Genomic DNA, 24,287 nt, shown 5'->3' with positions numbered 1-24,287 from the left:
AAGCACAGAGGCAAAGCCGGCGAGTTTACAGGTCGCGCACCGGAAATAAATATCCCGGTCGAACATAGCGACCACTCGGCGGAACCGATCACCACCCCTTGACAATCAATCCAGTCATCGGCATGATTCGCGGCCTATTTTGTAAGCTATTCCCTAAAAAGTCTTTCGAGGAGCTCGACGGTGGCCAACACACCTTCCGCCAAAAAACGTGCAAAACAGGCTGAGAAGCGTCGCAGCCACAACGCCAGCCTGCGTTCCATGGTTCGTACCTACATCAAGAATGTAGTTAAAGCCATCGACGCAAAAGACGCTGAAAAAGCACAAGCTGCTTATGTTCTGGCCGTGCCAGTTATCGACCGTATGGCCGATAAAGGCATCATCCACAAGAACAAAGCTGCTCGTCATAAAAGCCGCCTGAACGGTCACATCAAAGACCTGAGCGTTGCTGCTGCAGCCTAAGCGATAAGCTTAAGCCGTAAAAAAACCGACCCAAGGGTCGGTTTTTTGTTGCCTGCAATTTGTTGAATAATCGCACTTGCTCCTAACACTACACAGTCACGAGATAGACACAGGACCTGTAGGAGCGCGCTTGCCCGCGGCTAGATTCTATCAACCAATGAATGCATGGGCCGCTCTGACGCAATCGCGGGCAAGCGCGCTCCTACAAGCCGCATGCCGACCAAGGACAGCGCGGTGCCAGGAACAGCATCACGGCGCGGGAGCAGGAGACCACGGCAGAATCGGAATCGCAGTCACCGCATTCTGCGGACTTCCTTCGATGATCCGGTCGCTGTACACCAGATAAACCAGCGCATTACGCTTTTTATCGAAGAAGCGCACAACCTGCATGGTTTTGAACACCAGGGAAGTGCGCTCTTTGAAGACCTCGTCGCCGTCCTTCAACTCACCCTTGAAATGAATGGGGCCGACCTGACGACAAGCGATGGATGCCTCGGCGCGATCTTCGGCCAGACCCAGACCACCCTTCACCCCACCCGTCTTGGCGCGCGAAAGATAGCAAGTCACGCCATCGACCTTGGGATCATCAAAAGCCTCGACCACAATTCGATCATTCGGGCCAACGAGTTTGAACACCGTCGACACCTGACCAATCTCTTCCGCAGAAGCCAGCATCGGCAACACCAGCAAAGCCCCGAGCAGTCCCTTCGTTACGCGCATTACGTGTTCCTTATCTTGTGGAAAGCTAGCTACCGGCGAACGCAGACCCCGTAGGAGCGCGCTTGCCCGCGATTGCGCCGAGTCAACCAAAATGTACTGCCTGACCTGACGCAATCGCGGGCAAGCGCGCTCCTACAGGTGCAGGAACAGCATTTCAAACCAGAATCAGATTATCCCGATGCACCAGCTCAGGCTCGGCCATATAGCCCAGCACACGCACGATTGCTTCCGACGACTGACCAATAATTTTCTGCGCCTCAAGAGCGCTGTAGTTACTCAGCCCACGCGCAACTTCGCGACCGTCAGGCGCAACGCACACAACCATTTCGCCACGACGGAAGCTGCCCTGGACCAGCTTGACCCCAACAGGCAGCAGACTTTTGTGATCCTTGCTCAGCGCAGCCACGGCACCCTCATCCAGAACCAGAGTGCCGCGAGTCTGCAAGTGCCCCGCCAGCCACTGCTTGCGAGCTGCGAGCATTTCACGCTCAGGAGACAGCAGCGTCCCCAGACGCTCACCGCCTTTAAGGCGCGCAAGCACGCGCTCAATGCGCCCACCGACAATCACCGTGTGAGCCCCCGAACGAGCCGCCAATCGTGCAGCACGCAATTTGGTCTGCATGCCACCACGGCCCAGCGCACCACCCGTACCGCCCGCAACAGCATCAAGGGCCGGATCATCAGCACGCGCTTCGTAGATCAACTGCGCTTCAGGATTGTTACGCGGATCGGCATCGAACATGCCGTCGCGATCCGTGAGGATCACCAGCAAGTCGGCCTCAACCAGGTTCGCCACCAACGCCGCCAGGGTATCGTTGTCGCCAAAGCGAATTTCGTCGGTCACGACAGTGTCGTTTTCATTGATTACTGGAACGACACCCAGATCAACCAGAGTACGCAGCGTACTGCGAGCATTCAGGTAGCGCTTGCGATCGGACAGGTCGTCATGAGTCAGCAGAATCTGCGCCGTATGGCGGCCATGCTCGGCAAAGCTGGACTCCCACGCTTGAACCAGCCCCATCTGACCAATTGCAGCGGCAGCTTGCAGCTCATGCATGGCACTAGGTCGCGACGTCCAGCCCAAACGGCTCATACCGGCAGCCACAGCCCCGGAGGAAACCAGGACCAACTCAACGCCCGCCTCATGCAGCGCCACCATCTGCTCGACCCAAACACCCATCGCCGCACGATCCAGCCCCTTGCCATCCGCAGTCAGCAAGGCACTGCCAATCTTTACGACCCAGCGTCGGGCACCTGTCACTTTGCTGCGCATCATCTTCCAACCTTAGCCAGAGAATTTTGGTAGATACAAATTCAAGATATCAGATACAAAAACGCCGCTTATCTCTAAGCGGCGTCTAGTTTACTGCAGAGGATCAGTCACGGACGTAAATGATTTCCGGACCGTCTTCATCATCCTCATCTTCTTCGTCCCAATCATCTTCACCGATGTCATGCACGCTCTTCACGCCGCTACGACGCAATGCACGCTTGTCATCCAGTGCCTGCAACTGAGCACGCGCCTCATCTTCGATGCGCTGATCCAGCTCCGCCAGCTCTTCAGCATAGCCGGGCTCTTCAGCAATGCGCTGAGCACGCTCTTCGAGATAACGCATGATGTCGCGGCTAAGCTGCTCGGTGCCTTCTTTGGCAATGGCCGAGATCACGTAGACAGGACCTGTCCACTCAAGACGATCAACGATCTCCTTGACGCGAGCTTCATGCTCCTCTTCGAGAATCTGGTCGCATTTGTTAAGCACCAGCCAGCGATCACGCTCAGCCAGAGAAGGACTGAACTTGACCAGCTCGTTAACGATGACTTCCGCAGCATCCGGAGCGCTGCTCTCATCCAGCGGGGCCATATCAACGAGGTGCAGCAACAAGCGAGTACGCGCCAGGTGCTTGAGGAAGCGAATGCCGAGGCCTGCACCACCGGAAGCGCCCTCGATCAGACCTGGAATGTCCGCAACCACAAAGCTCTTCCAGCGATCGACGCTGACCACACCCAGGTTTGGCACCAGGGTAGTGAACGGATAGTCAGCGACTTTCGGCTTGGCAGCAGACACAGAGCGAATGAAGGTACTTTTGCCAGCGTTCGGCAAACCCAACAGACCCACATCAGCCAATACTTTCAACTCAAGCTTGAGGTCACGCTGGTCGCCCGGCTTGCCCGGCGTAGTCTGACGTGGCGCACGGTTGGTACTGGACTTGAATCGGGTGTTACCCAGACCGTGCCACCCACCCATTGCCACCAGCAAACGCTGACCAGCTTTAGTCAGGTCGCCGATGATCTCCTGGGTACTGGCGTCGATGACCGTAGTACCTACCGGCACACGCAACACCAACTCTTCACCCTTCTTGCCGGTGCAGTCAGCGCTGCCGCCGTTGGAACCGCGCTCAGCATCAAAGTGACGGGTGTAACGGTAGTCAACCAGGGTATTGAGGTTTTCGTCGGCGACCATGAAGATCGAGCCGCCATCACCACCATCACCGCCGTTAGGACCGCCGTTTTCGATGAATTTTTCGCGACGGAAGCTCATGCAACCGTTGCCACCGTCACCGGCCTTTACTCGAATGGATACTTCATCTACAAATTTCATAACGCACGCCTCCCGCCACAGGGACGAGCAGAACAACATAAATACATAAGACTCTTGCAAAAATGAGCGTTGCGATACCGATCAAAAACCAGTGACCTCACAGGTCAACATCACAACAGCCCGCACAAACAGTTTTGCAAGAGACTCACCAAAGCCTTTTAAAGCCTGTAGCCAACAACCTTCAAAAACGAAAAAGCCCCGTCGCGAGACAGGGCTTTTCCAGCTGCTGCATGATTACGCTGCGGAGACTTCAGTCTTCGGAACGATGCTCACGTAGCGACGACCGAAGGCGCCTTTAACCTGGAACTTGATCACGCCTTCCACTTTCGCGAACAGGGTGTGATCTTTACCCATACCAACGCCGTAGCCAGCGTGGAATTGGGTACCGCGCTGACGCACGATGATGTTGCCCGGGATAATAGCCTGGCCGCCATACATCTTCACGCCAAGGCGTTTGGCTTCTGAATCGCGACCGTTACGGGTACTACCACCAGCTTTTTTGTGTGCCATGAGTCAATTCTCCTAGTGAGGGATTAGGCTGAAATTAAGCCTGAATACCGGTGATTTTGATCTCGGTGTACCACTGGCGGTGGCCCATACGCTTCATGTGGTGCTTACGACGACGGAACTTGATGATGCGGATCTTGTCGTGACGACCTTGCGAGATCACTTCAGCTACAACGGTAGCGCCGGCAACAACAGGTGCACCGATGTTAACGTCGTCGCCGTTGGCAACCAACAGAACGCGATCGAAGGTAACGGATTCGCCAGTGGCGATTTCCAGTTTTTCGATCTTCAGGTATTCACCTGGGGCAACTTTGTACTGCTTGCCACCGGTAACGATTACTGCATAAGACATGGTATTTCTCCGAAAATCCTGCTCACCCAGCTCTTTATAAGTAGAGTATCGGCTGGCATGGCTGCCTGGGGCTGGAAAGGCCCGTTGGCAATTGCGTAAGGCAGGTGCTGCCCAGGAAAGTTAGGGTGCGCGATTGTACGCAAGGCATCAAACGGTTGCAAGAGGCGGGATGTCATACCTTGACACGCTCTGACCCGCAACCTAGCATGCGGCGCAACCCTTCTGGAGCACCCCTCGCTGATGCAACCTCAAGCCTTCTACCGCGCTGTGGCGGACGATTTTAGTGCCGTCGACGTCATTATCAAGAAGCAGCTGACGTCGCGGGTACCGTTGGTCTCGAAAATCGGCGACTACATTACCTCGGCTGGAGGCAAACGCCTGCGTCCGCTGCTGGTTCTTCTCTGTGGCAAAGCGCTTGGCCGCGAGGGCGACGACGTCCGTCTGCTGGCTGCTACCATCGAGTTCCTGCACACCGCGACACTGCTCCATGACGATGTGGTCGACATGTCGGGCATGCGCCGCGGCCGCTCCACCGCCAACGCGCTGTGGGGAAATGCGCCAAGCGTGCTGGTCGGTGACTTCCTTTATTCCCGCTCTTTCGAAATGATGGTCGAACTGGGCTCGATGCCCGTCATGAAGATCCTTTCGAAAGCGACCCGGGTCATTGCCGAAGGCGAAGTGCTGCAGCTGTCTAAAGTGCGCGACGCAAGCACCACCGAAGAGATCTATATGGAGGTGATTCGCGGCAAGACAGCCATGCTGTTCGAGGCCTCGACTCATAGCGCCGCAGCCCTGTGCAACGCCACCGAAGAGCAAAGTGAAGCGCTGCGCACCTTTGGTGACCACCTGGGCGTCGCTTTCCAACTGGTAGACGACCTTCTCGATTACCGTGGCGACGCTGAAACCCTGGGCAAGAACGTCGGTGACGATCTGGCCGAAGGCAAGCCGACCCTGCCGTTGATCTACACCATGCGCGAAGGTACTGCCGAACAGGCTGCCCTGGTACGTCAGGCCATCCAGAAAGGTGGCCTGGAAGATCTGGAAAGCATTCGCAGCGCCGTAGAAAGCGCTGGTGCGCTGGACTACACCGCGCAGCTGGCCCGCGATTACGTCGCTCGCGCCATCAAATGCCTGGATGCCCTGCCGCCGAGTGAATACCGCGACGCACTGGTTGAACTGAGCGAGTTTGCGGTGGCCCGTACCCACTGATGGTCCGCTGCAACCAAAAAGCCCGTCCAACGTGACGGGCTTTTTGTTGGCAAATGAAAACGTGCTGAATATCGCGATCCTGTGGGAGCTGGGCTTGCCCGCGATAAGGCTGCACGCGATCTAAAGGTGAACCGTATTCAGCCTTATCGCGGGCAAGCCCAGCTCCCACAGAACAAAATTCAATGTCCCAATATGACCCAAATCAACCACCCGGCATTAAAATGCGAATTATTCTCAATAGAGACTTGCTATTCCACCAATAAGAATTATTCTCATTGAAACCTTTCAAGGAGAAGCAACATGACGTATTTGATCGATGCATGGCTGGACCGCCCTCACCCTTACCTGCGAATTCTGCATCGCGAAACCGGGGAAGTGTGTGCCGTGCTGGAGAAGGAAGCGCTGGATGAACTGCGCGATCAAGGGGATCTGGACGTCAACGAGCTGAGCTCGAGTGAGCCGATCGTGCTGAAAGAGTTGGTGCGCAATCTGTTTCTGTTCTGCTATGCCCGAGCGTTGCGCCCGATCGCGGAATTGCACTGACATGACACCAGTCGCTGAAACAGGAGCAGAGCGAGCCTGCAAGACTCGCCCTGCCCGTTACTGAACCGATATGCAATCGATCAGAGAACGTCGAGCAGCTCAACGTCGAATACCAGCACGCTGTGCGGCGGGATGCTGCCAACGCCCTGAGCGCCGTAAGCCAGCTCGCTCGGTACGTGCAGACGCCATTTGCTGCCAGCGTTCATCAGTTGCAGCGCTTCAGTCCAGCCAGCAATAACGCCACCTACCGGAAATTCAGCTGGCTCGCCACGCTCGTAGGAGCTGTCGAACACGGTGCCGTCAGTCAGCATGCCGTGATAGTGAGTGCGAACCTGATCTTCACGGGTTGGCTTGGCGCCAGTACCGGTAGTCAGCACTTCAAATTGCAGGCCGGATGGCAGAGTGGTAACGCCTTCGCGCTTACCGTTTTCAGCCAGGTAAGCCAGACCAGCACCAGCAGCCTGCTCAGCCTTGACAGCGGCTTCAGCCTGCATGATTTCGCGGATCACCTTGAAGCTGGCGGACATTTCTTCTTCGCCAACACGGCTTGGCTTGCCACCGAACGCATCGGTCAGGCCAGCCAGGATCGCATCCAGGTTAACGCCCGGCGGAGGGTTGTCGCGCAGTTGGCCGCCCAACTGACGGCCAATGCCGTAGCTGACGCGAGTTTCGTCGGTGGACAAGTTGACTTCGGACATATCACTGCTCCGCTAAAGGAATGCCTGAACCAGGCACTCCGTATCAAAAGGCCGAGCAGCCTAGCACATGAAGTACCTGCATACGCCACTGTAGGAGCTGCCGAAGGCTGCGAAAGCGATATTCCTGGCACACTACTGTTCGCAGCCTTGGGCAGCTCCTACAAAAAACAAAAACTACCACTTCGAATGAAAGCTGATCGGCACTCGCAGCGCTTCGCGCTTATCCACCGGCATGCCGCACATTTCGTCGTGGACCACCGCGTGAACCAGATGAAACGGCACCGGAGTGAAGTCTTTGAGTAGCTCGCGAGCATGCTCGACCGAACGTAACCGGACCGTCTCGCCTCGCTCGCCCCTGAGAAGCTCTACGATGCCCTGCATGCGCGCCTCCAGCAGATAAATCCCGCCCTCGATGGAAATAAGGTTCAGCTCGTCGATGCTGCCGGCATTGAGATGTAATGCCAATTCATCTTCAGTCACTTTTAACTCCTCGCTCAAGAACACGATCGCTAAACAAGGTAACGGATTTCAACACCCTGAAACGACGCCGCCCGTCCATTTTTCAATGGGCGGGCGGCGATGTGAAGCAATGAGAGCAACGATTTCAGTGCTTGGTGACCTTATCGAGGTAACCCATGGCAAATGCCGATACCACGAACGTCATGTGGATGATTACGTACCACATCAGGTACTGCGGCTCGATGTTCTTGGCGTCCATGAACACCCGCAACAGGTGAATGGAGGAAATCGCAACAATGGAGGCGGCAACTTTCATCTTCAGCGACGAAGAGTCCATGGTGCCCAGCCAGTTGAGCTTCTCTTTGCCCTCGTCGATGTCCAGTTGCGACACGAAGTTTTCGTAGCCGGAGATCATCACCATCACCAACAGGCCACCCACCAGCGCCATGTCGATAAGGGACAACAAGACCAGAATCAGGTCAGCCTCGGCCAACGCAAACACGTTGGGCAGGACGTGAAAGATCTCCTGGAAGAACTTCAGTACCAGTGCCAGCAAACCCAGGGACAGACCGAAATACAGAGGGGCCAGCAGCCAGCGCGAGGCATACATGGCATTTTCGACAAAACGTTCCATTTGAACTCACAGATGCGTGGAGATGGCGGCGAGTATACCAGCCACCCGACGATTCGCAGAATGTGACCTAAAGCCACGCATGACGGATTGAAAGTGAAGATCCGACGTTACTACTGCAGCCTTCCATATGGATCATATGAATCGCAAGGTAACGTCGTAGCGCAGGTTGAATGAGGCTAGAAAGGGGAAGAACGCTGGGCCCCGGATGAATCGCTATTGATCCGGCGTAACTCGCCCTGCAGGTGCAGGCTCCAGATAGGCATATCGTCTGTTTCTTCGTAACCGCTGGAAGTCAGACTCTCGGCAATCGCCAACATCACTGACTCGGCAGCCGGAGCCCCGGGAAAAGGCCCTTGAGTCTTGATCGCAGAGGGTTGTTCCCCAGTCATGCCAGCAGCAAATAGCAACGTCCACATGCCATTGTCACCAGAAAGGGGGCGTATCACACATTCGATCCGGGTCATCAGACCCAGGCATTGGCGGGTAAGGCAGAGGCTACGCGACATGGCGAGCTCCTCGTTGGCTACGGTGTTCGCCGCATTGAAAAATGCTTTAAGGCGCGTCAGTCCCTTTGACAACCGTGGTACGGAAACAGAATAGAGGAAAAGATGAATTGGGAAAGTTGAGGGGGATGAACGGCGCATCGGTAGCCATCGAAGTCTGTAGGAGCTGCCGAAGGCTGCGAAGCGATGCTCCTGACACTCCGTCGTTCGCAGCCTTCGGCAGCTCCTACAGGAATCGTGCTGAATTGAGGACCGGTGGGAGCGAATTCATTCGCGAAGGGGTCTGCACGGTCAACATCATCGTCGGCTGACATACCGTATTCGCGAATGAATTCGCTCCCACACAGACTGTGTGAAAACGTAGCGAGCGACGGCAAGACAAGGCAAAAACAGGCGAAAAAGCGGAGTCTAGGTGTTCTAAATGAGCATTTTTCGCCTGTTTTTAACGCAGTATTGCCGAGCGCAGTAGTTTTCACAGAGTCTGCACAGAAGGCGTTGCCACTTCCGTGGTTAAGCCTTGAGTTCCGGTGCCAGTTGCGCAGGCTCCTTCTCCAGCTCCTCTCTGAGATCGTCATCACTGAGCATCTCGGCAATATCACGCAGACGCTCGACGACCCGGGCGTTGATGCTGCCTTCCGGGAACTCGCCATTCTCGTCCGGCTCACCGGCAGGTTCGCCCACCAACAGGCTCAACGCTTCATCAGCCTGACGCACTGCATAAACATGGAATTGCCCGGCGCGCACCGCTTGCAGCACACGCTCATCAAGCATCAGTGTCGCCACATTGGCCTGCGGGATGATTGCGCCCTGTTCGCCCGTCAGACCGCGCGCCTCGCAGAGACGGAAGAAGCCTTCGATTTTCTCGTTGACCCCGCCCACCGCCTGCACTTCACCGAACTGGTTGATCGAGCCGGTGATTGCAAAGCACTGCTTGAGCGGGGTTTTCGACAAAGCCGAAATCAGCGTGCACGCCTCGCCCAACGACGCACTGTCGCCATCCACGTAACCGTAAGACTGCTCCAGCGCGATACTCGCCGAAATCGCCAACGGAAATTCCTGCGCATACCGGCTACCCAGATAGCCAGTCAGGATCATCACGCCTTTGGAGTGAATCGGCTGGCCGAGGTTAACCTCACGCTCGATATCGACGATGCCGCTGCCGCCCGGATAGACCGTGGCGGAAATCCGCGCTGGCACCCCGAAGGCCGAATCACCCACTTCCAGCACCGTCAGCCCGTTGCACTTGCCAACCGCCGCACCGTCAGTGTCGATGAGGATGATGCCAGCCATCATGTCGTCGAGAATCCGCGCAGACACACGACCGGTCCGCGTGGCCTTGGCCTTGAGTGCTCGTTCGATATGGCCCGCGTCGGTCTGCTCATCGTTAGCCAACTGGCGAATGAAATCCGCCTCGCTGACCAACTGGAACAAATCACCGATTCGCGCCGAGAGACGCCCCTGATGCTCGGCGAGGCGAGCGCTGTAGGTCGCCAGACGCGCCACCGCGTCCGCCGTCAATGGCGCCATGCCTTCTTCCGAAGTACGGGTCTTCAGCAACTGGGCGAACTGCTCAAGGGTTTCGTCGTACATCGGGATGTCTTCATCGAAATCCACCAGTACCCGGAACATCTCCTGGAAGTCCGGATCCAGGTCCTGCAGCGTGTAATACAGCGACCGCGCACCGATAATGATCACTTTGACCTGCAACGGGATCACTTGCGGCGTGAGGCTGACCGTAGCCAGACGCCCCATCTCACCCAGCGGCGATTCCATTTTCAGTTTGCGCGATTGCAGGGCGCGCTTGAGGGCGTCCCAGACAAAAGGCTCGCTGAGCATTTTCTCCGCTTCGAGAATCAGGAACCCACCGTTGGCGCGATGCAATGCACCTGGCCGCAACTGGCGGTAGGTGGTGTAAAGCGCGCCCTGATCGGTGCTGTATTCGATACGGCCAAACAGGTTGTCGTAAGTCGGATGCGGCTCGAACACCACCGGAGCGCCGCCGCTGGCTGCGTGACCCACCACCAGACTCGGGCTGTATTGCTCTTCAAGCAGCTTGCGCGCCTGAGCATCGGTCTTGCTGTCGTCGACCAGTTGCTCGACCACGGTCTTCAACAGGTAAACCTGCATCGCCTGCAAATACGCACAGACCGCCGCGTTCTCCGCGTACTGCTCGGACAATGGTGCCAACAGTGGCTGAAGCGCCAGGGTGATGGTCTCTTCGTTCAACTGACGCAGTTGATTACTGGACTCGCGCTTCCACTGCGGCAAGCTGGCGAGCTCTTCGTTCAACCGCTCTTCAAGTGCCGAGATGTCTTCGTGGAAGCGCTCGCGATCAGCTTCAGGCAGTTGCGAAAACTCGGCTTCATCCAGCGCCTTGCCGTCCAGCATCGGGGTAAAGGCGATATTGGTGCTGTCGCGGTACAGAGCGATGTCTTTTTCCAGCGCCAGACGCTCGATGACGTCCAGTGCCTTGTCATACCGCTGGTTGAAAGCGCGGTCGATGGCACTTTTCTTTTGCTGATACGACGGATGCTCGAAGACGGCCGGAAAGGTCGACAGCAAGTTATCGATCAAACCACCGATATCAGTGATGAACTGATGCGCGCTGCCCGGTGGCAACTCCAGTGCACGGGGCTCGCGGGGTTCGTCGAAGTGGTTGACGTAAACCCAGTCGCTGGGGGTTTGAAGACGCTTGCCTTCGGCCTTGAGGTAACGCTTCACGAACGAGAAGCGGCCGGTGCCGGGCTCGCCCATGACAAACACGTTGTAACCGGGGCGCGGCATGGCCACACCGAATTGCAGGGCTTCTACTGCTCGTTCCTGGCCGAGCACACCGCGAAAAGGCTCCAGATCATTGGTCGTCGAAAAGCTGAACTGTTCAGCGGAAAAAGGACGCGTCAGCGCTTCAGGCGCAAGACGCAGGCTGGCAGCAACAGTATCGGGCATCGGGCATCCTTACATCAGGCGGGGCAGATGGCGGCATTCTGGCGCTCGCTGGACTCGACTTGCAAGACAGTAAAAAACTCAAGTCGTCACAAACCCTGCGGTACGCTGGCCAGAGCGTTATATCAATGAGCTTTTTTTGATGAACATTTTGTAATAAAAGGCGGAACCCTTGGATAGCGCCTAAGCTCCAACTTTGGCGCACCAGACATTTAACGCTGGCCGCCTTGGCGCAACTTAAGCCATGAACCCTGACCCTTGGTTGAATATAAAGAGAATAAAGCTATGAAACGGATTCTTCTTGGTAGTCTCTTCGCAGCTGTTTCCATCAACGCTATGGCCCAGGCTCCTGGTGGCCCGGACTGCGGCTGGGGCAACATGTTGTTCGAAGGTCAACGCGGTACTCCCGCTCATTTCCTCGCATCAACCACTAACGGTACTTCGGGCAACGCCACTTTCGGCATGACCTCGGGCACCAACGGCTGCTCCACCAACAGCGCACTGACCTACGGCGGTAAATCCTGGATTGCCATGAACGGCATGATGGACGAGCTCTCCAAGGACATGGCCATGGGTCAAGGCGAAGCACTGACTACTTACGCGGTAGTGCTGGGCGTTGCACCGGAAGACCGTGCGCATTTCGCCGCTGTCACCCACGAGCACTTCAACCAGATTTTCAGCAAGGCAGACGCCACCGCTGAAGACGTTCACACCAACACCATCGACGTACTGAAAAACGATCCGACCCTGGCCAAGTACGCTACCCAGGCATAAGCTCGTTGCGCCCGCCCTCCCACTCGGAGGGCGGGCTTTTTGTTGCGTTCACGCGCTAGACTGCTGACTTCCCGATCTCCCGACGATCTCTTGAATAGTTGCTTTCCATGCTCAAACGCCTTGTGTATCTGGCGCTCTGCGTCTGCACCCCGCTGTCCGCCGCGCAACACGCGAGCGATGAACGTTTGCAGCAACTGGCCAATGAGCCATTCTGGATTTCATTAGGGCATTACGAGACCGCCAAGCTGGGTGGCTGGCGCAGCTATGTTGACGACCCAAAATTCTTTCTCTCGGCCAACGGTGAACACGACCCGAAGGCGGAGCTGAGCGCCACCGTTGATGCCCTCTACGCCCCGGCAAGCGCTGGCGAGAAGCATGCACAGTGTGTTTATCCGGCACGTACTCGCTGGCTGAAAGATCAGTTACAGCTAAAAGACCTGCCAACCGTAGAGTGCAAAGAGTTCACTCAATGGTTCAAGGACGTTGCACCCGACAGCGCAGTAATGATCTTCCCCGCTGCCTACCTGAACAGCCCGTCATCCATGTTCGGCCACACGCTGCTGCGCATCGATCAGGCTGATGTCAAAACCAACAACACCGCGCTGCTCAGCTATGCAATCAACTTCGGTGCTTACATCGAAGGCATGGACAACAGCATCCTGTACGCCTGGAAGGGCTTGGCTGGCGGCTACCCCGGCCTGTTCGCGCTGGTGCCATACCAGGAAAAACTGTCGGAATATCGCAGCCTGGAAAACCGCGACCTGTGGGAATACCACCTCAACCTGACCCCGGAAGAAACAGGGCGCATGGTTGAACACGTGTGGGAGCTCAAGCAGATCCGCTTCGGTTACTACTTCTTCGATGAAAACTGCTCTTATCGGCTACTGGAACTGCTGCAGGTTGCTCGCCCCGGCTTGAAGCTCACCGAGCAATTCCCGCTGACCGCCATCCCGACCGATACCGTCAAGGCCGTCAAAGCTGCTGGCCTTGTGGACAAGATCGACTACCGTCCTTCTCGGGAACGCGAACTGCTTGAGCGTGCAAAACCGCTGAACAGCTACGAGCAGCAATGGGTTCTGGATGTCAGTGCCGATCAGAAGCAACTGCAAAATCCAGAATACCTTGCTCAACCCAAAGAGCGTCGCGCTTTGATTCAGGATGCCGCGTATCGCCTGGAACGCTATCGCGCCAACGGTCAGGAACGTGATGCCGGGCGCGCTCAGCGCAGCTTCGAGCTACTGCGTGCAATCAATCAGAACCCGCCGCCCGCGCTGGACATCCAGCGTCCCGGTTTACCTGAAGACGGTCACGAGTCCCGTACCTGGCAAGCCGGCGTCGGTACCCGTGATGACAAGGCCTTTGCAGAGTACGGCTTGCGCATGGCCTATCACGATCTCAACGATAACGCCTACGGTTTCCCGCTGGGGGCGCAGATCGAAATCCTGCAACTCAAGCTGCGTCAGTACGAAGGCAATCACTGGCAACTGCAGCAACTGGATCTGGCGACGATTCGTTCGCTGACGCCGCGCAATGCGCTGCTGCAACCCTGGTCGTGGCAAGTGACTGGCGGTCTGGAGCGAGTACTCGGTAAACACGGCGATGAAACGCTGGTTTCCCATGTGAACGGCGGCGCAGGCGGGACATGGCAGTTGGGCGAAGACGTGCTGGGTTTCGCGCTGGGCACCGTTCGTGTCGAGCACAACAACGATTTCGCCGAGTTCATCTCACCCGCTGCAGGCTTCAACACCGGCGTGTTGTGGCGTAATCCGTTGGGTAACCTGAGCCTTGAAACCAAGGGCGACTATTTCACCAACGGCGAAGTCCGCCGCAGCATCAGCCTCAACCAGCAGTGGGAGCTGTCACGCAATATAGGCCTGCGCCTGAGCGCACAGCGCGAGTTCAGCCAACTGAGCTCACCGCAGAACGAAGTGATGCTTGAGGTGAAGTGGTATCACTATTAACGGGTACTGGGATATCCACGCTGGAACAGCTGAACACCGATCATTGTGGGAGCGAATTCATTCGCGAATATGGCGGATGCGGCACCGTATCAATACCTGAATTGACACCGAACCCGCCCCACCGCCTTCGCGAATGAATTCGCTCCCACACAGACTGTGTGAGAACGTAGCGAGCGACGGCAAGACAAGGCGCAACGAGCGGAGCGAGTAACAGCCGCAGGCTGGCCCCGAGGGTGAGCAAAGCGAATCAAAACAGCCGAAAAACGGCCGGGGTCGCGTCCGACTCTAGTGTCTAAATGAGCATTTTTCGGCTGTTTTTAACGCAGTATTGTGCGCGCAACACCGAAGGTGCCCAGCCTGCAGTAGTTTTCACACAGTCTGAACAGCAGGGCACAACGCTGGTGGACATACAGCTAATTCGACGAAACTAAACTCACCCTGCCATGGCCCAACTTCCATTAGAGGAGAAAAACCATGAGCCGCGCCTTCGTCAACGAAGACAACGCCGCTGCGGATGCCGACCAGCCGGTCGAGCGCCTGATCAGTGAGCAACCCAATTACGTCACCGCCAGCGGTCTGGAGCATTTGCAGCGCCGCGTCGCCGAACTCCAGGCCCATCACAGCGAGATCGCGGCACTGGATCAAGACAACGACAAACAGCATCTGGCTGACCTCGAACGTGACCTGCGTTATTTCAATCAGCGCCTGCTAAGTGCGCAAGTAGTGACTCCCGCGATTTCGACCGAGAAGGTTCAAATCGGCAGTTGGGTGACATACGCGGACGAGCACGGCACTGAACAGCGCGTGCAACTGGTGGGCGAGGATCAGGCTGATGCAACAGCCGGACTCATCAACTGGGCTTCGCCGCTGGGCCGTGCCTTGATTGGCGGGCAGCTGGGTGATGAAGTGCTCTGGAAGCGCCCCGCCGGAGATCAGGATATCGAGATTATTCTGATTGAACCGGATGCATAAGGTACGCCGCCCGGTAGGAGCCAACTTGTTCGCGAGGCGATGTACCTGACACGCCCCGTCGTCTGTCTCGCGAACAAGTTCGCTCCTGCCGGACGCTCTACATCTTGATAGGCGAACATTGCTGCCCAAAAAAAACGGAGCCCGAAGGCTCCGTTTTTGTACCACCTGAATAAATCAGGCCAGTTTCTTGTGGCGTACCCGATGCGGCTGGGCCGCAGCGTCGCCCAGACGCTTCTTGCGGTCGGCTTCGTACTCGGTGTAGTTGCCTTCGAAGAACACTGCTTGCGAATCATCTTCGTAAGCCAGGATGTGGGTAGCAACCCGGTCCAGGAACCACCTATCGTGAGAGATCACAATGGCGGCGCCAGGGAAGTCCAGCAGTGCTTCTTCCAGCGAACGCAGGGTTTCCACGTCGAGGTCGTTGGACGGTTCGTCGAGCAGCAAGACGTTGCCGCCTTCCTTCAAGGTCAACGCCAGGTGCAAGCGACCACGCTCACCACCGGAGAGGTCCTTGACGAACTTCTGCTGATCACCGCCCTTGAAGTTGAAGCGGCCGACATAAGTGCGTGACGGGATTTCGTAGTTGCCAATACGGATCTGGTCGGAACCGTCGGAGATCTGCTGGAACACAGTCTTGCTGCCATCCAGGTCGTCACGGCTCTGATCAACGCAAGCCAGTTGCACGGTTTCACCGATCTCGATGCTGCCAGAGTCCGGCGTTTCCTTGCCCATCAACATGCGGAACAGGGTCGATTTACCGGCACCGTTACCACCGATGACGCCCACGATTGCGCCTTTAGGCATGGCAAACGACAGGTTGTCGATCAGCACGCGATCGCCGTAACCCTTGCTGACGTTCTTGAATTCGATGACCTTGTCACCCAGGCGTGGACCGGCCGGGATATAGATCTCGTTGGTTTCACTGCGCTTCTGGAATTCCTGCGATTGCATTTCTTCAAAGCGTTGCAGACGAGCCTTGGACTTGGACTGACGTGCCTTGGCACCTTTGCGAACCCATTCCAGCTCTTCTTTCATAGCCTTTTCATGGGCCGACTGCTGCTTGGATTCCTGGGCAAGACGATCGGATTTGGCTTCCAGCCAGCCCGAATAGTTACCCTCGTAAGGAATGCCAGCGCCGCGGTCGAGTTCCAGAATCCAGCCCGCGACGTTATCCAGGAAGTAACGGTCGTGCGTAATCGCAACCACGGTGCCCGGGAAGTCGTGCAGGAAGTGTTCAAGCCAGGCTACCGAGTCGGCATCCAGGTGGTTGGTCGGCTCGTCGAGGAGCAGCATATCCGGCGCGGACAGCAGCAGACGGCAAAGGGCTACACGACGTTTTTCACCACCGGAAAGCACTTCAACCTTCGCATCCCACGCTGGCAAACGCAGCGCATCAGCGGCGACTTCCAGTTGACGGTCCAGATTGTGGCCATCGGAGGCCTGGAGGATGGCTTCCAGCTTCGCCTGCTCGGCAGCCAGCTTGTCGAAGTCAGCATCAGGGTCTGCATATTCTGCATACACTTCATCAAGACGCGCTTGAGCGTTCTTGATCACACTGACCGCTTCCTCAACCACTTCACGCACGGTCTTGGTCGGATCAAGCTGCGGCTCTTGAGGCAGATAACCGATGTTCAGTTCAGGCATCGGACGTGCTTCACCGTCGAACTCGGTGTCGACACCCGCCATGATTTTCAGAAGAGTGGACTTACCCGAACCGTTCAGACCGAGCACGCCGATCTTGGCGCCCGGGAAAAACGACAGGGATATATTTTTGAGAATTTCCCGCTTCGGCGGCACAACTTTGCTCAGCCGATGCATGGTAAAGACGTATTGGGCCATGGGATGAAAACCTGGGTTTATGACTGTTGAATAGGGACGCGAGCTTGGCGCTACGACGCAAAAAAACGTTTTATTTGTCGACGGCACTTGCCGTTGGACGGTTCCACGCCTTGAATTATCTACATCGCAGGATGTGAGGGCCGTGGAACCAGATCAAAGTTTGCAAGCAGTGGAGTCACTCATGCAGAAGTCGGCAGAGGCTGCGCGTTGGGCAAAGCTACCCGAATGCGGGCCTGAGGGCAAACCATCTGAGCCAGCAGGGCTGGCACTTAGCCACAACTCAAGGCATGCTAGCCGCCCTTTGGGCGTCGGCATATAGTTCGCCCGCATTCGCGGCAGCGCAGCCCGATGCTATCGTTTTCAAACAGCCTGTTCAGTTCAGTAGTCAGGATCAATGTTGCCAACATCAACTCCCCCGTCTCAATCGAGCGCCACCAGGAGCGCAGCAGCGGTGCCTTTGCGCGGATCATTGAAAGGCATGCTGGCAGCGCTGGTGTTGATGATGCTTGCACTGATTCTTTGGCAGTTGATTGATCAGTACCAACAGAACCAGGATCGCCAACGCCATCGCAGTCTCGACTACAGCGTGCAGCTAGCGGACCGCTTGAGCCTGAACATGGAGCTGAGTGCTCAAGTGGCGCTCAATTTGCTGAGCCGCAGCAGCCCAGAGGAGCCTCGGAGCCCGGAGCAGAAAATAAAGCTGTTGGACGACTTGCGTCATTCGCTGCCCTCTTTGCGCAGCATTGCGTGGCTGGACGCGAGCGGCAAGGTGACGACAGACAGCCTGGATGCGTCCACCGACGCCTTGTTTCTCAAGCAGACGGTCCAACAAGCCATGGGCCGGCCTTTTTATTACGACAACAGTGAAGACGGGGCGCAGATCTACCTGCTGATCCAGCATCCCGGTAAAAGCAACCAAAGCTATTGGGCACTGCGTTTGAGCCCGGACGTCCTCAAGTCCCTGACGCGTCAGACGCGCCAGGGTTTCCAGCCGCTCTGGCGCCTGGAGAACCGCTCCACTGATCGCCTGCTGTTTCGCGACAAAACCATCGAGCATGAACCGCTGGTGAGCAGCATTGGCGAGATCGAGAGCGTGCTGCTTCAACCTCTGACCAATAGTAATTGGCAGCTACGTGGCCAGTTCGACGTCAGCAAGGCGCGTGAACAACTGCTCGGGCCGTTGATCGGCAAATGCGTGATTGGCCTGCTTTGTTCAATCCTGCCGTTATTCGCGCTGTTGAGCCTGCGTCGACGTCAACGTCAGCTCCACGAGAGCAGACGCCGCTATCAGGATATTTTCGAAGGTGCTGGCGTCGCCATCTGCGTGCTGGATATGTCAGACCTGCCCGGCTATCTCGAAACACTGCAAATCGATAACAGCCAGGGACTGAATGAACTGCTCAAGGCCCAGCCCGGGCAACTCAAGGCGCTGCTGCGCAAATTGCGCATTACCGAAGTCAATCAGGTCGCATTGAGCCTGCTCAACGTCAAATCCAACGATCAGGCATGGCAGCACGTTATAGAAGGCGGGCAGCGAAGCCATCAAGGGATTGGCGAGCAACTGATCCACGCGGTGCTGACCCGAAAAAACCAGCTGGAAATCGAAATCCGCCTGACTCGGGATCGCGGTGAAGATCAATATCTGTGGCTGGTGGTGCGCCTGCCTGAAGACCGCGAAGACTTTAATTCCGTCATCCTGAGTATTGGCGACATCACCAGCCGCAAGCGGGTCGAGCTGTCGCAGCAGGAGCGCGAAGGGTTCTGGTCGAATGTGGTGCGCACCGTACCGGACCATCTGTATGTGCAGGATGTGCTCAGCCAGCGGATGATCTACAGCAACCACAATCTTGGCCAGACACTTGGTTACAGCAGGACGGAACTGCTGCGCATGGGCGAGTTTTTCTGGGAGATGCTGCTGCACCCCGATGACGCCGAGCGATATCAGGACATGCGTCTGCGCCAGCGTCACCGCGGTCACAGCGAACTTCTGCAATGTCAGTTGCGCTTCCGTGGCCGTGACAACAAATGGCGGCGTTTCGATATCCGCGAGCAGGCGCTTTCCCGGGATCTCGATGATCAGGTCACGCGCATCATCGGCGTCGCCAAGGACATCACCGAACAGCTGGAAGCCAGTGAGTCCCTGCGTGACAGCGAACAGCGCTACCGCATGCTGGCCGAAAGCATCAGCGACGTGATTTTCTCCACCAACAGCAAACTCACGCCCAATTACGTCAGCCCTTCAGTGCAGGGCGTGCTCGGCTACAGTGCCGAATGGATTCTCAAGCACGGCTGGAAATCTACCGTCGCCAACCCGCAGCAACTGACAGGCGTGTATGCGCTGATGGATCGCATCCGCAAAGTACTGAAAAAGCCGGAAGCACTGGCGACCTTGCGCCAAGAGATCCCGACTCAGTTATTCCTGTTCGACTGCCTGCGCGCCGATGGGCGGAAAATCCCTATCGAGCTGCGCCTGGTACTGGTCTGGGACGATCAGGGTACGTTCGAAGGCATCCTTGGCGTGGGACGTGATATCAGCCAGCAGCGTCGGGCTGAAAAAGACCTGCGCATGGCCGCTACCGTATTCGAACACTCGACTTCAGCCATCCTGATTACCGATCCGGCTGGCTACATCGTGCAAACCAACGAGGCGTTCAGCCGGGTCAGCGGTTACACCGCAGCACAGGTGCTCGACCAGCTACCGACTCTGCTGACCGTCGATAACCAGCAGGAAGCGCACTTGCGCTACATCGTCAAACAGCTGAGTCAGCACAGCAGTTGGGAAGGCGAAGTGTGGCTCAAACGTCGCAATGACGAACACTACCCGGCATGGGTCGGCATCACGGCAGTACTGGATGACGAAGGCGATCTGGCCAGTTACGTCTGCTTCTTCACCGATATCAGTGAGCGTAAGGCCAGTGAGCAACGCATTCATCGCCTGGCTTACTACGACGCCCTGACCCACCTGCCAAACCGCTCGCTGTTCCAGGATCGCCTGCACTCAGCGCTGCAGCATGCCGAGCGGCAGAACGCCTGGGTCGTGTTGATGTTCCTCGACCTTGACCGCTTCAAGCCGATCAACGACTCCCTGGGACACGCGGCCGGTGACCGCATGCTCAAGGAAATGGCCACGCGCCTGCTGGCGTGCGTTGCCGATGAAGACACAGTTGCCCGCATGGGCGGCGACGAGTTCACCTTGCTGCTGCAACCGAGTCCGACTCGGGAGCTCGCCCTGAACCGCGCCATTCACGTTGCCGAGCAGATCCTGACCAGCCTGGTCACACCGTTCGTCCTTGAAGGGCGGGAGTTCTTCGTGACCGCCAGTATCGGCATCGCCCTCAGCCCTCAGGACGGTAACGAACTGAGCCAGTTGATGAAGAACGCCGACACCGCGATGTATCACGCGAAGGAAAACGGCAAAAACAACTTCCAGTTCTATCAGACCGACATGAACGCTTCGGCGCTGGAACGCCTGGAGCTGGAAAGCGACTTGCGCCATGCACTGGAGCAGCAGGAATTCACCCTGTTCTACCAGCCACAGTTCAGCGGCGACGGCAAACGCCTCACGGGTGCCGAAGCCTTGTTGCGCTGGCGTCATCCACGTCGCGGACTGGTCTCGCCAAACGAGTTCATTCCCGTACTGGAGGAGCTCGGGCTGGTGGTGGAAGTGGGCGACTGGGTACTCACCGAGGCCTGCAAACAGCTCAAAGCCTGGCACCGGGCCAAGGTGCGCGTGCCCAAGGTTTCGGTCAACATTTCCGCCCGGCAATTCGCTGATGGCCAGTTGGGTAACCGGATCGCCAATATTCTCCAGGAAACCGGGCTGTCCCCTGCCTGCCTTGAACTGGAGTTGACCGAAAGTATTCTGATGCGCGAAGTCGGCGTGGCGATGCAGATTCTCGACGGCCTCAAGCGCCTGGGCCTGAGCATTGCGGTAGATGACTTCGGCACCGGCTATTCGTCGCTGAACTACCTGAAACAGTTCCCCATCGACATCCTCAAGATCGACCGGACCTTCGTCGACGGTCTGCCTTCGGGCGAGCAGGACGCACAGATCGCCCGCGCCATCATCGCCATGGCCCACAGCCTGAATCTGGCGGTCATCGCCGAGGGCGTCGAAACCCACGAGCAGCTCGAGTTTCTGCGCGAGCACGGTTGTGATGAAGTGCAAGGCTACCTCTTCGGCCGCCCGATGCCAGCCAGCATGTTCGAGGCGCAGTACAGCAATGATGCGCTGTTCATGTTTGATTGAGAGGGACAGCTACAAGCTACAAGCTACAAGCTACAAGCTACAAGCAAGGGCAAGGGCAAGGGCAAGGGCAAGGGCAAAAGCAGAACGGCTTTTGCTTGAAGCTTGCAACTTGTAACTTGAAGCTGCTTCTAGACAACATGACTGCCTTTCATATGCCAGATAAAAGCCAATGGGTTAGAATGCCCCCCTTTTCTGCCCCCGATCCCTGAGGACCGCCATGTTCAGCCGTGATTTGACTCTCGCCAAGTACGACTCCGATCTCTTCGCCGCGATGGAGCAAGAAGCCCTGCGCCAGGAAGAGCACATCGAGCTGATCGCTTCGGAAAACTACACCAGCCCAGCGGTGATGGAAGCTCAGGGTTCGGTCCTGACCAACAAATACGCTGAAGGCTACCCGGGCAAGCGTTACTACGGCGGCTGCGAATACGTCGACGTGGTTGAGCAACTGGCCATCGACCGCGCCAAAGAACTGTTCGGCGCAGATTACGCCAACGTTCAGCCACACGCTGGTTCGCAAGCCAACAGCGCCGTTTATCTGGCTCTGCTGCAAGGCGGCGACACCATTCTGGGCATGAGCCTGGCCCACGGCGGTCACCTGACCCACGGCGCCAGCGTCAGCTCGTCGGGCAAGCTGTACAACGCCGTTCAGTACGGCATCGACGCCAATGGCATGATCGACTACGACGAAGTCGAGCGCCTGGCTGTTGAGCACAAGCCAAAAATGATCGTGGCCGGTTTCTCTGCCTACTCGCAAATTCTCGACTTCCCGCGCTTCCGCGCGATAGCTGACAAGGTTGGCGCTTACCTGTTCGTCGACATGGCTCACGTAGCCGGTCTGGTTGCTGCCGGTGTGTACCCTAACCCTGTACCTTTTGCTGACGTCGTGACCACCACCACGCACAAGACCCTGCGCGGTCCACGTGGCGGCCTGATCCTGGCTCGCGCCAACGCCGACATCGAGAAGAAGCTGAACTCTGCAGTTTTCCCAGGTGCCCAAGGCGGCCCACTGGAGCACGTGATTGCCGCCAAGGCCGTATGCTTCAAGGAAGCGCTGCAGCCTGAGTTCAAGGCTTATCAGCAACAAGTCGTGAAAAACGCCAAGGCCATGGCCGGTGTATTCATCGAGCGCGGTTTCGACGTGGTTTCCGGCGGTACTGAAAACCACCTGTTCCTGCTCTCGCTGATCAAGCAGGACATCTCCGGTAAAGACGCCGACGCCGCTCTGGGCCGCGCGTTCATCACCGTCAACAAAAACTCCGTACCTAACGACCCACGTTCCCCGTTCGTCACTTCCGGCCTGCGCTTCGGCACACCGGCAGTCACCACTCGCGGCTTCAAGGAAGCAGAGTGCAAAGAGCTGGCAACCTGGATCTGCGACATCCTGGCTGACCTGAACAACGAAGCCGTGATCGACGCAGTACGTGAAAAAGTAAAAGCCATCTGCGCCCGACTGCCGGTATACGGCGCTTAATCAGCCCCGTTTGCAGCAGTCACAAAAAGCCCCGGTTCGCGAGAGCCGGGGCTTTTTCGTGGACGCCGTATATGATCTGAAACGCAGAACCTGTAGGAGCGCGCTTGCCCGCGATTCGATCTGTCACTCGATGAATATATCGCCTGTGCTGACGCGATCGCGGGCAAGCGCGCTCCTACAGGTCACAGTTTGCCTGGCGACAGCATGGTGTCAGGGACAAACGGCGATCTCCTACAAATATCTACTCGGAAACCTTGGCAAAGCCCGCCCGGATCTTCTCTTCCGGCAGTTCATCGGCAATAAAAACAATCACGCTTTCGCGCTTCTCGCCTTCTGCCCATTCGGTATCCCAGTCGAAGCCATAGAGCTTCAGTACGCCCTGAAACACCATACGCCTGGGCTCGCCCGCGATGTTCAGCACGCCTTTGTAGCGCAACAACTGCGAGCCGTGCTCTTCGAGCAGTTCGTTCATGAACTCGCTGAGCCTGTCGATATCCAGTGGCGCGTCACTGCGCAGCACCAGGCTGCTGATCCGGTCCAGTGAATGGCCAGCAGGCGCAACGGGCCGCAAGCTCATGCCACCGCCCAGGTCGGCATTGAGGTTGAACCCCCGGACATCCAGCAACTCTGCCAGATCAATCTGGCCGTGCTCCACGACACGGATCGGTGCGCGGCGGTTAATGCGGGTTAAACGATCGCTGAGGGCGTCGAAAGCAGCGTCGTCGACCAGATCACGTTTGCTCACCAGCAGACGGTCGGCGAAACCAATCTGTGCCTGAGCGATGGTCTGCGCCAGATGCGTGTCGGCGTTGGCCGCGTCCACCAGCGTGATAATGCCATCGAGGATGTAGCGCTCGCGCAGCTCTTCGTCGATGAAGAAGGTCTGTGCGACAGGCGCAGGATCAGCCAGGCCGGTGCATTCGATCACCAGACGGTCGAAGGCGATTTCGCCGCTGTCCAGACGCTCCAGCAGCAAGAACAAGGCCTTGGTCAGGTCGGTGTGGATGGTGCAGCAGACGCAGCCGTTGGACAGGGTCATGACTTGCACGGGCTCGGCGCCCAGCAACTGAGTGTCGATCCCGGCATCACTGAATTCGTTTTCGATCACAGCGATCTTCAGGCCGTGCTCGGTCTTGAGCAAATGACGCAGCAACGTCGTCTTGCCCGCGCCGAGAAAGCCGCTGAGGACAGTGACGGGAATAGGTTGCAGGGTGGTCATGGGTGCTCCTGTATTTACCAAACAACACAAAACAACTGTGGGAGCGGTGCTTGCCCGCGATAAGGCTGGATGCGATTCACTTTAGATCGCGTTCAACCTTATCGCGGGCAAGCCTCGCTCCTATCAAACATCACTCCAATAATGGATTTGAAACGCGGACCTTGTAGGAGCTAAC

At 57.1% G+C, this 24,287-nt stretch carries 20 protein-coding genes; 8 read left to right on the top strand and 12 right to left on the bottom strand.

The features are described from left to right. The first annotated feature begins 180 nt into the window (after window positions 1-180). Entirely contained in the window at window positions 181-459 is a 279-nt protein-coding gene (gene rpsT / locus RX972_RS23470; RefSeq protein WP_027899711.1) for a 30S ribosomal protein S20, read from the top strand. Window positions 460-708: 249 nt separating this feature from the next. Here the strand turns inward: rpsT and RX972_RS23465 are convergent, their stop codons facing one another. The 5 genes from RX972_RS23465 to rplU all read right to left on the bottom strand — a co-directional run bounded on the left by RX972_RS23465 (window position 709) and on the right by rplU (window position 4,638). Beyond that, window positions 709-1,179, bottom strand: coding sequence for a CreA family protein (locus RX972_RS23465; RefSeq protein WP_231677342.1), 471 nt, complete (start codon window positions 1,177-1,179; stop codon window positions 709-711). A 154-nt stretch (window positions 1,180-1,333) separates the two neighbouring features. Beyond that, complete coding sequence (gene proB / locus RX972_RS23460) at window positions 1,334-2,452, bottom strand: glutamate 5-kinase (RefSeq protein WP_231677354.1); 1,119 nt, start codon at window positions 2,450-2,452, stop codon at window positions 1,334-1,336. A 103-nt stretch (window positions 2,453-2,555) separates the two neighbouring features. Further along, window positions 2,556-3,779 carry an Obg family GTPase CgtA gene (cgtA, locus tag RX972_RS23455; RefSeq protein ID WP_099271017.1) on the bottom strand — a complete coding sequence of 408 codons (1,224 nt, stop codon included), beginning with the start codon at window positions 3,777-3,779 and terminating at the stop codon, window positions 2,556-2,558. A 234-nt stretch (window positions 3,780-4,013) separates the two neighbouring features. Further along, window positions 4,014-4,289: a 50S ribosomal protein L27 gene (gene rpmA / locus RX972_RS23450; protein WP_002551972.1), complete on the bottom strand. Its 276-nt coding sequence runs from the start codon at window positions 4,287-4,289 to the stop codon at window positions 4,014-4,016. A gap of 34 nt (window positions 4,290-4,323) precedes the next feature. After that, complete coding sequence (gene rplU / locus RX972_RS23445) at window positions 4,324-4,638, bottom strand: 50S ribosomal protein L21 (protein WP_003230856.1); 315 nt, start codon at window positions 4,636-4,638, stop codon at window positions 4,324-4,326. A 240-nt stretch (window positions 4,639-4,878) separates the two neighbouring features. Here rplU and RX972_RS23440 point away from each other — a divergent pair, with 240 nt between their 5' ends. Together RX972_RS23440 and RX972_RS23435 are read left to right on the top strand one after the other, a co-directional pair. Beyond that, window positions 4,879-5,847, top strand: a complete 969-nt coding sequence (locus RX972_RS23440; protein WP_027899707.1) for a polyprenyl synthetase family protein — start codon at window positions 4,879-4,881, stop codon at window positions 5,845-5,847. A 300-nt stretch (window positions 5,848-6,147) separates the two neighbouring features. Further along, a complete protein-coding gene (locus tag RX972_RS23435; RefSeq protein ID WP_099271018.1) occupies window positions 6,148-6,390 on the top strand; it encodes a hypothetical protein in 243 nt (80 codons plus the stop codon). A gap of 80 nt (window positions 6,391-6,470) precedes the next feature. Here RX972_RS23435 and RX972_RS23430 read toward each other — a convergent pair whose 3' ends face one another. From RX972_RS23430 to RX972_RS23410, 5 genes are all read right to left on the bottom strand, one after another. Beyond that, the gene (locus tag RX972_RS23430) at window positions 6,471-7,088 is read right to left on the bottom strand and encodes an FKBP-type peptidyl-prolyl cis-trans isomerase (RefSeq protein WP_099271019.1); all 618 of its coding nucleotides are present in this window, start codon (window positions 7,086-7,088) and stop codon (window positions 6,471-6,473) included. A 174-nt stretch (window positions 7,089-7,262) separates the two neighbouring features. Continuing rightward, window positions 7,263-7,568, bottom strand: a complete 306-nt coding sequence (locus RX972_RS23425; protein WP_316878903.1) for a DUF6482 family protein — start codon at window positions 7,566-7,568, stop codon at window positions 7,263-7,265. A gap of 124 nt (window positions 7,569-7,692) precedes the next feature. Beyond that, window positions 7,693-8,181: a TIGR00645 family protein gene (locus RX972_RS23420; protein ID WP_027901846.1), complete on the bottom strand. Its 489-nt coding sequence runs from the start codon at window positions 8,179-8,181 to the stop codon at window positions 7,693-7,695. A gap of 176 nt (window positions 8,182-8,357) precedes the next feature. Continuing rightward, window positions 8,358-8,687 (bottom strand): hypothetical protein, encoded by a 330-nt coding sequence (locus RX972_RS23415; protein ID WP_027901845.1) that lies wholly within the window; start codon window positions 8,685-8,687, stop codon window positions 8,358-8,360. A 507-nt stretch (window positions 8,688-9,194) separates the two neighbouring features. Then, window positions 9,195-11,630, bottom strand: a complete 2,436-nt coding sequence (locus RX972_RS23410) for a Lon protease family protein (RefSeq protein ID WP_027901844.1) — start codon at window positions 11,628-11,630, stop codon at window positions 9,195-9,197. Between the two features lie 282 nt (window positions 11,631-11,912). Here RX972_RS23410 and RX972_RS23405 point away from each other — a divergent pair, with 282 nt between their 5' ends. From RX972_RS23405 to RX972_RS23395, 3 genes are all read left to right on the top strand, one after another. Further along, window positions 11,913-12,401 (top strand): DUF3015 domain-containing protein, encoded by a 489-nt coding sequence (locus RX972_RS23405; RefSeq protein WP_099271021.1) that lies wholly within the window; start codon window positions 11,913-11,915, stop codon window positions 12,399-12,401. Between the two features lie 107 nt (window positions 12,402-12,508). Next, the gene (locus RX972_RS23400; protein ID WP_316878898.1) at window positions 12,509-14,362 is read left to right on the top strand and encodes a DUF4105 domain-containing protein; all 1,854 of its coding nucleotides are present in this window, start codon (window positions 12,509-12,511) and stop codon (window positions 14,360-14,362) included. Window positions 14,363-14,836: 474 nt separating this feature from the next. Then, complete coding sequence (locus RX972_RS23395) at window positions 14,837-15,334, top strand: GreA/GreB family elongation factor (protein WP_316878896.1); 498 nt, start codon at window positions 14,837-14,839, stop codon at window positions 15,332-15,334. Window positions 15,335-15,508: 174 nt separating this feature from the next. Here the strand turns inward: RX972_RS23395 and ettA are convergent, their stop codons facing one another. Then, complete coding sequence (ettA, locus tag RX972_RS23390) at window positions 15,509-17,173, bottom strand: energy-dependent translational throttle protein EttA (protein ID WP_027901840.1); 1,665 nt, start codon at window positions 17,171-17,173, stop codon at window positions 15,509-15,511. 397 nt (window positions 17,174-17,570) lie between these two features. Here ettA and RX972_RS23385 point away from each other — a divergent pair, with 397 nt between their 5' ends. Both RX972_RS23385 and glyA read left to right on the top strand, forming a co-directional pair. Beyond that, a complete protein-coding gene (locus tag RX972_RS23385; RefSeq protein ID WP_410478255.1) occupies window positions 17,571-21,422 on the top strand; it encodes an EAL domain-containing protein in 3,852 nt (1,283 codons plus the stop codon). A gap of 217 nt (window positions 21,423-21,639) precedes the next feature. Beyond that, the gene (gene glyA / locus RX972_RS23380) at window positions 21,640-22,893 is read left to right on the top strand and encodes a serine hydroxymethyltransferase (RefSeq protein WP_099271024.1); all 1,254 of its coding nucleotides are present in this window, start codon (window positions 21,640-21,642) and stop codon (window positions 22,891-22,893) included. Window positions 22,894-23,134: 241 nt separating this feature from the next. Here the strand turns inward: glyA and yjiA are convergent, their stop codons facing one another. Then, the gene (gene yjiA, locus RX972_RS23375; RefSeq protein ID WP_316878892.1) at window positions 23,135-24,112 is read right to left on the bottom strand and encodes a GTPase; all 978 of its coding nucleotides are present in this window, start codon (window positions 24,110-24,112) and stop codon (window positions 23,135-23,137) included. Between the last annotated feature and the right edge of the window lie 175 nt (window positions 24,113-24,287).

The sequence above is a fragment of the Pseudomonas syringae group sp. J309-1 genome, assembly GCF_032582135.1.
In the GTDB taxonomy this organism is placed as follows: domain Bacteria; phylum Pseudomonadota; class Gammaproteobacteria; order Pseudomonadales; family Pseudomonadaceae; genus Aquipseudomonas; species Aquipseudomonas quasicaspiana.
This window is presented reverse-complemented; position numbering and strand designations above follow the sequence as displayed.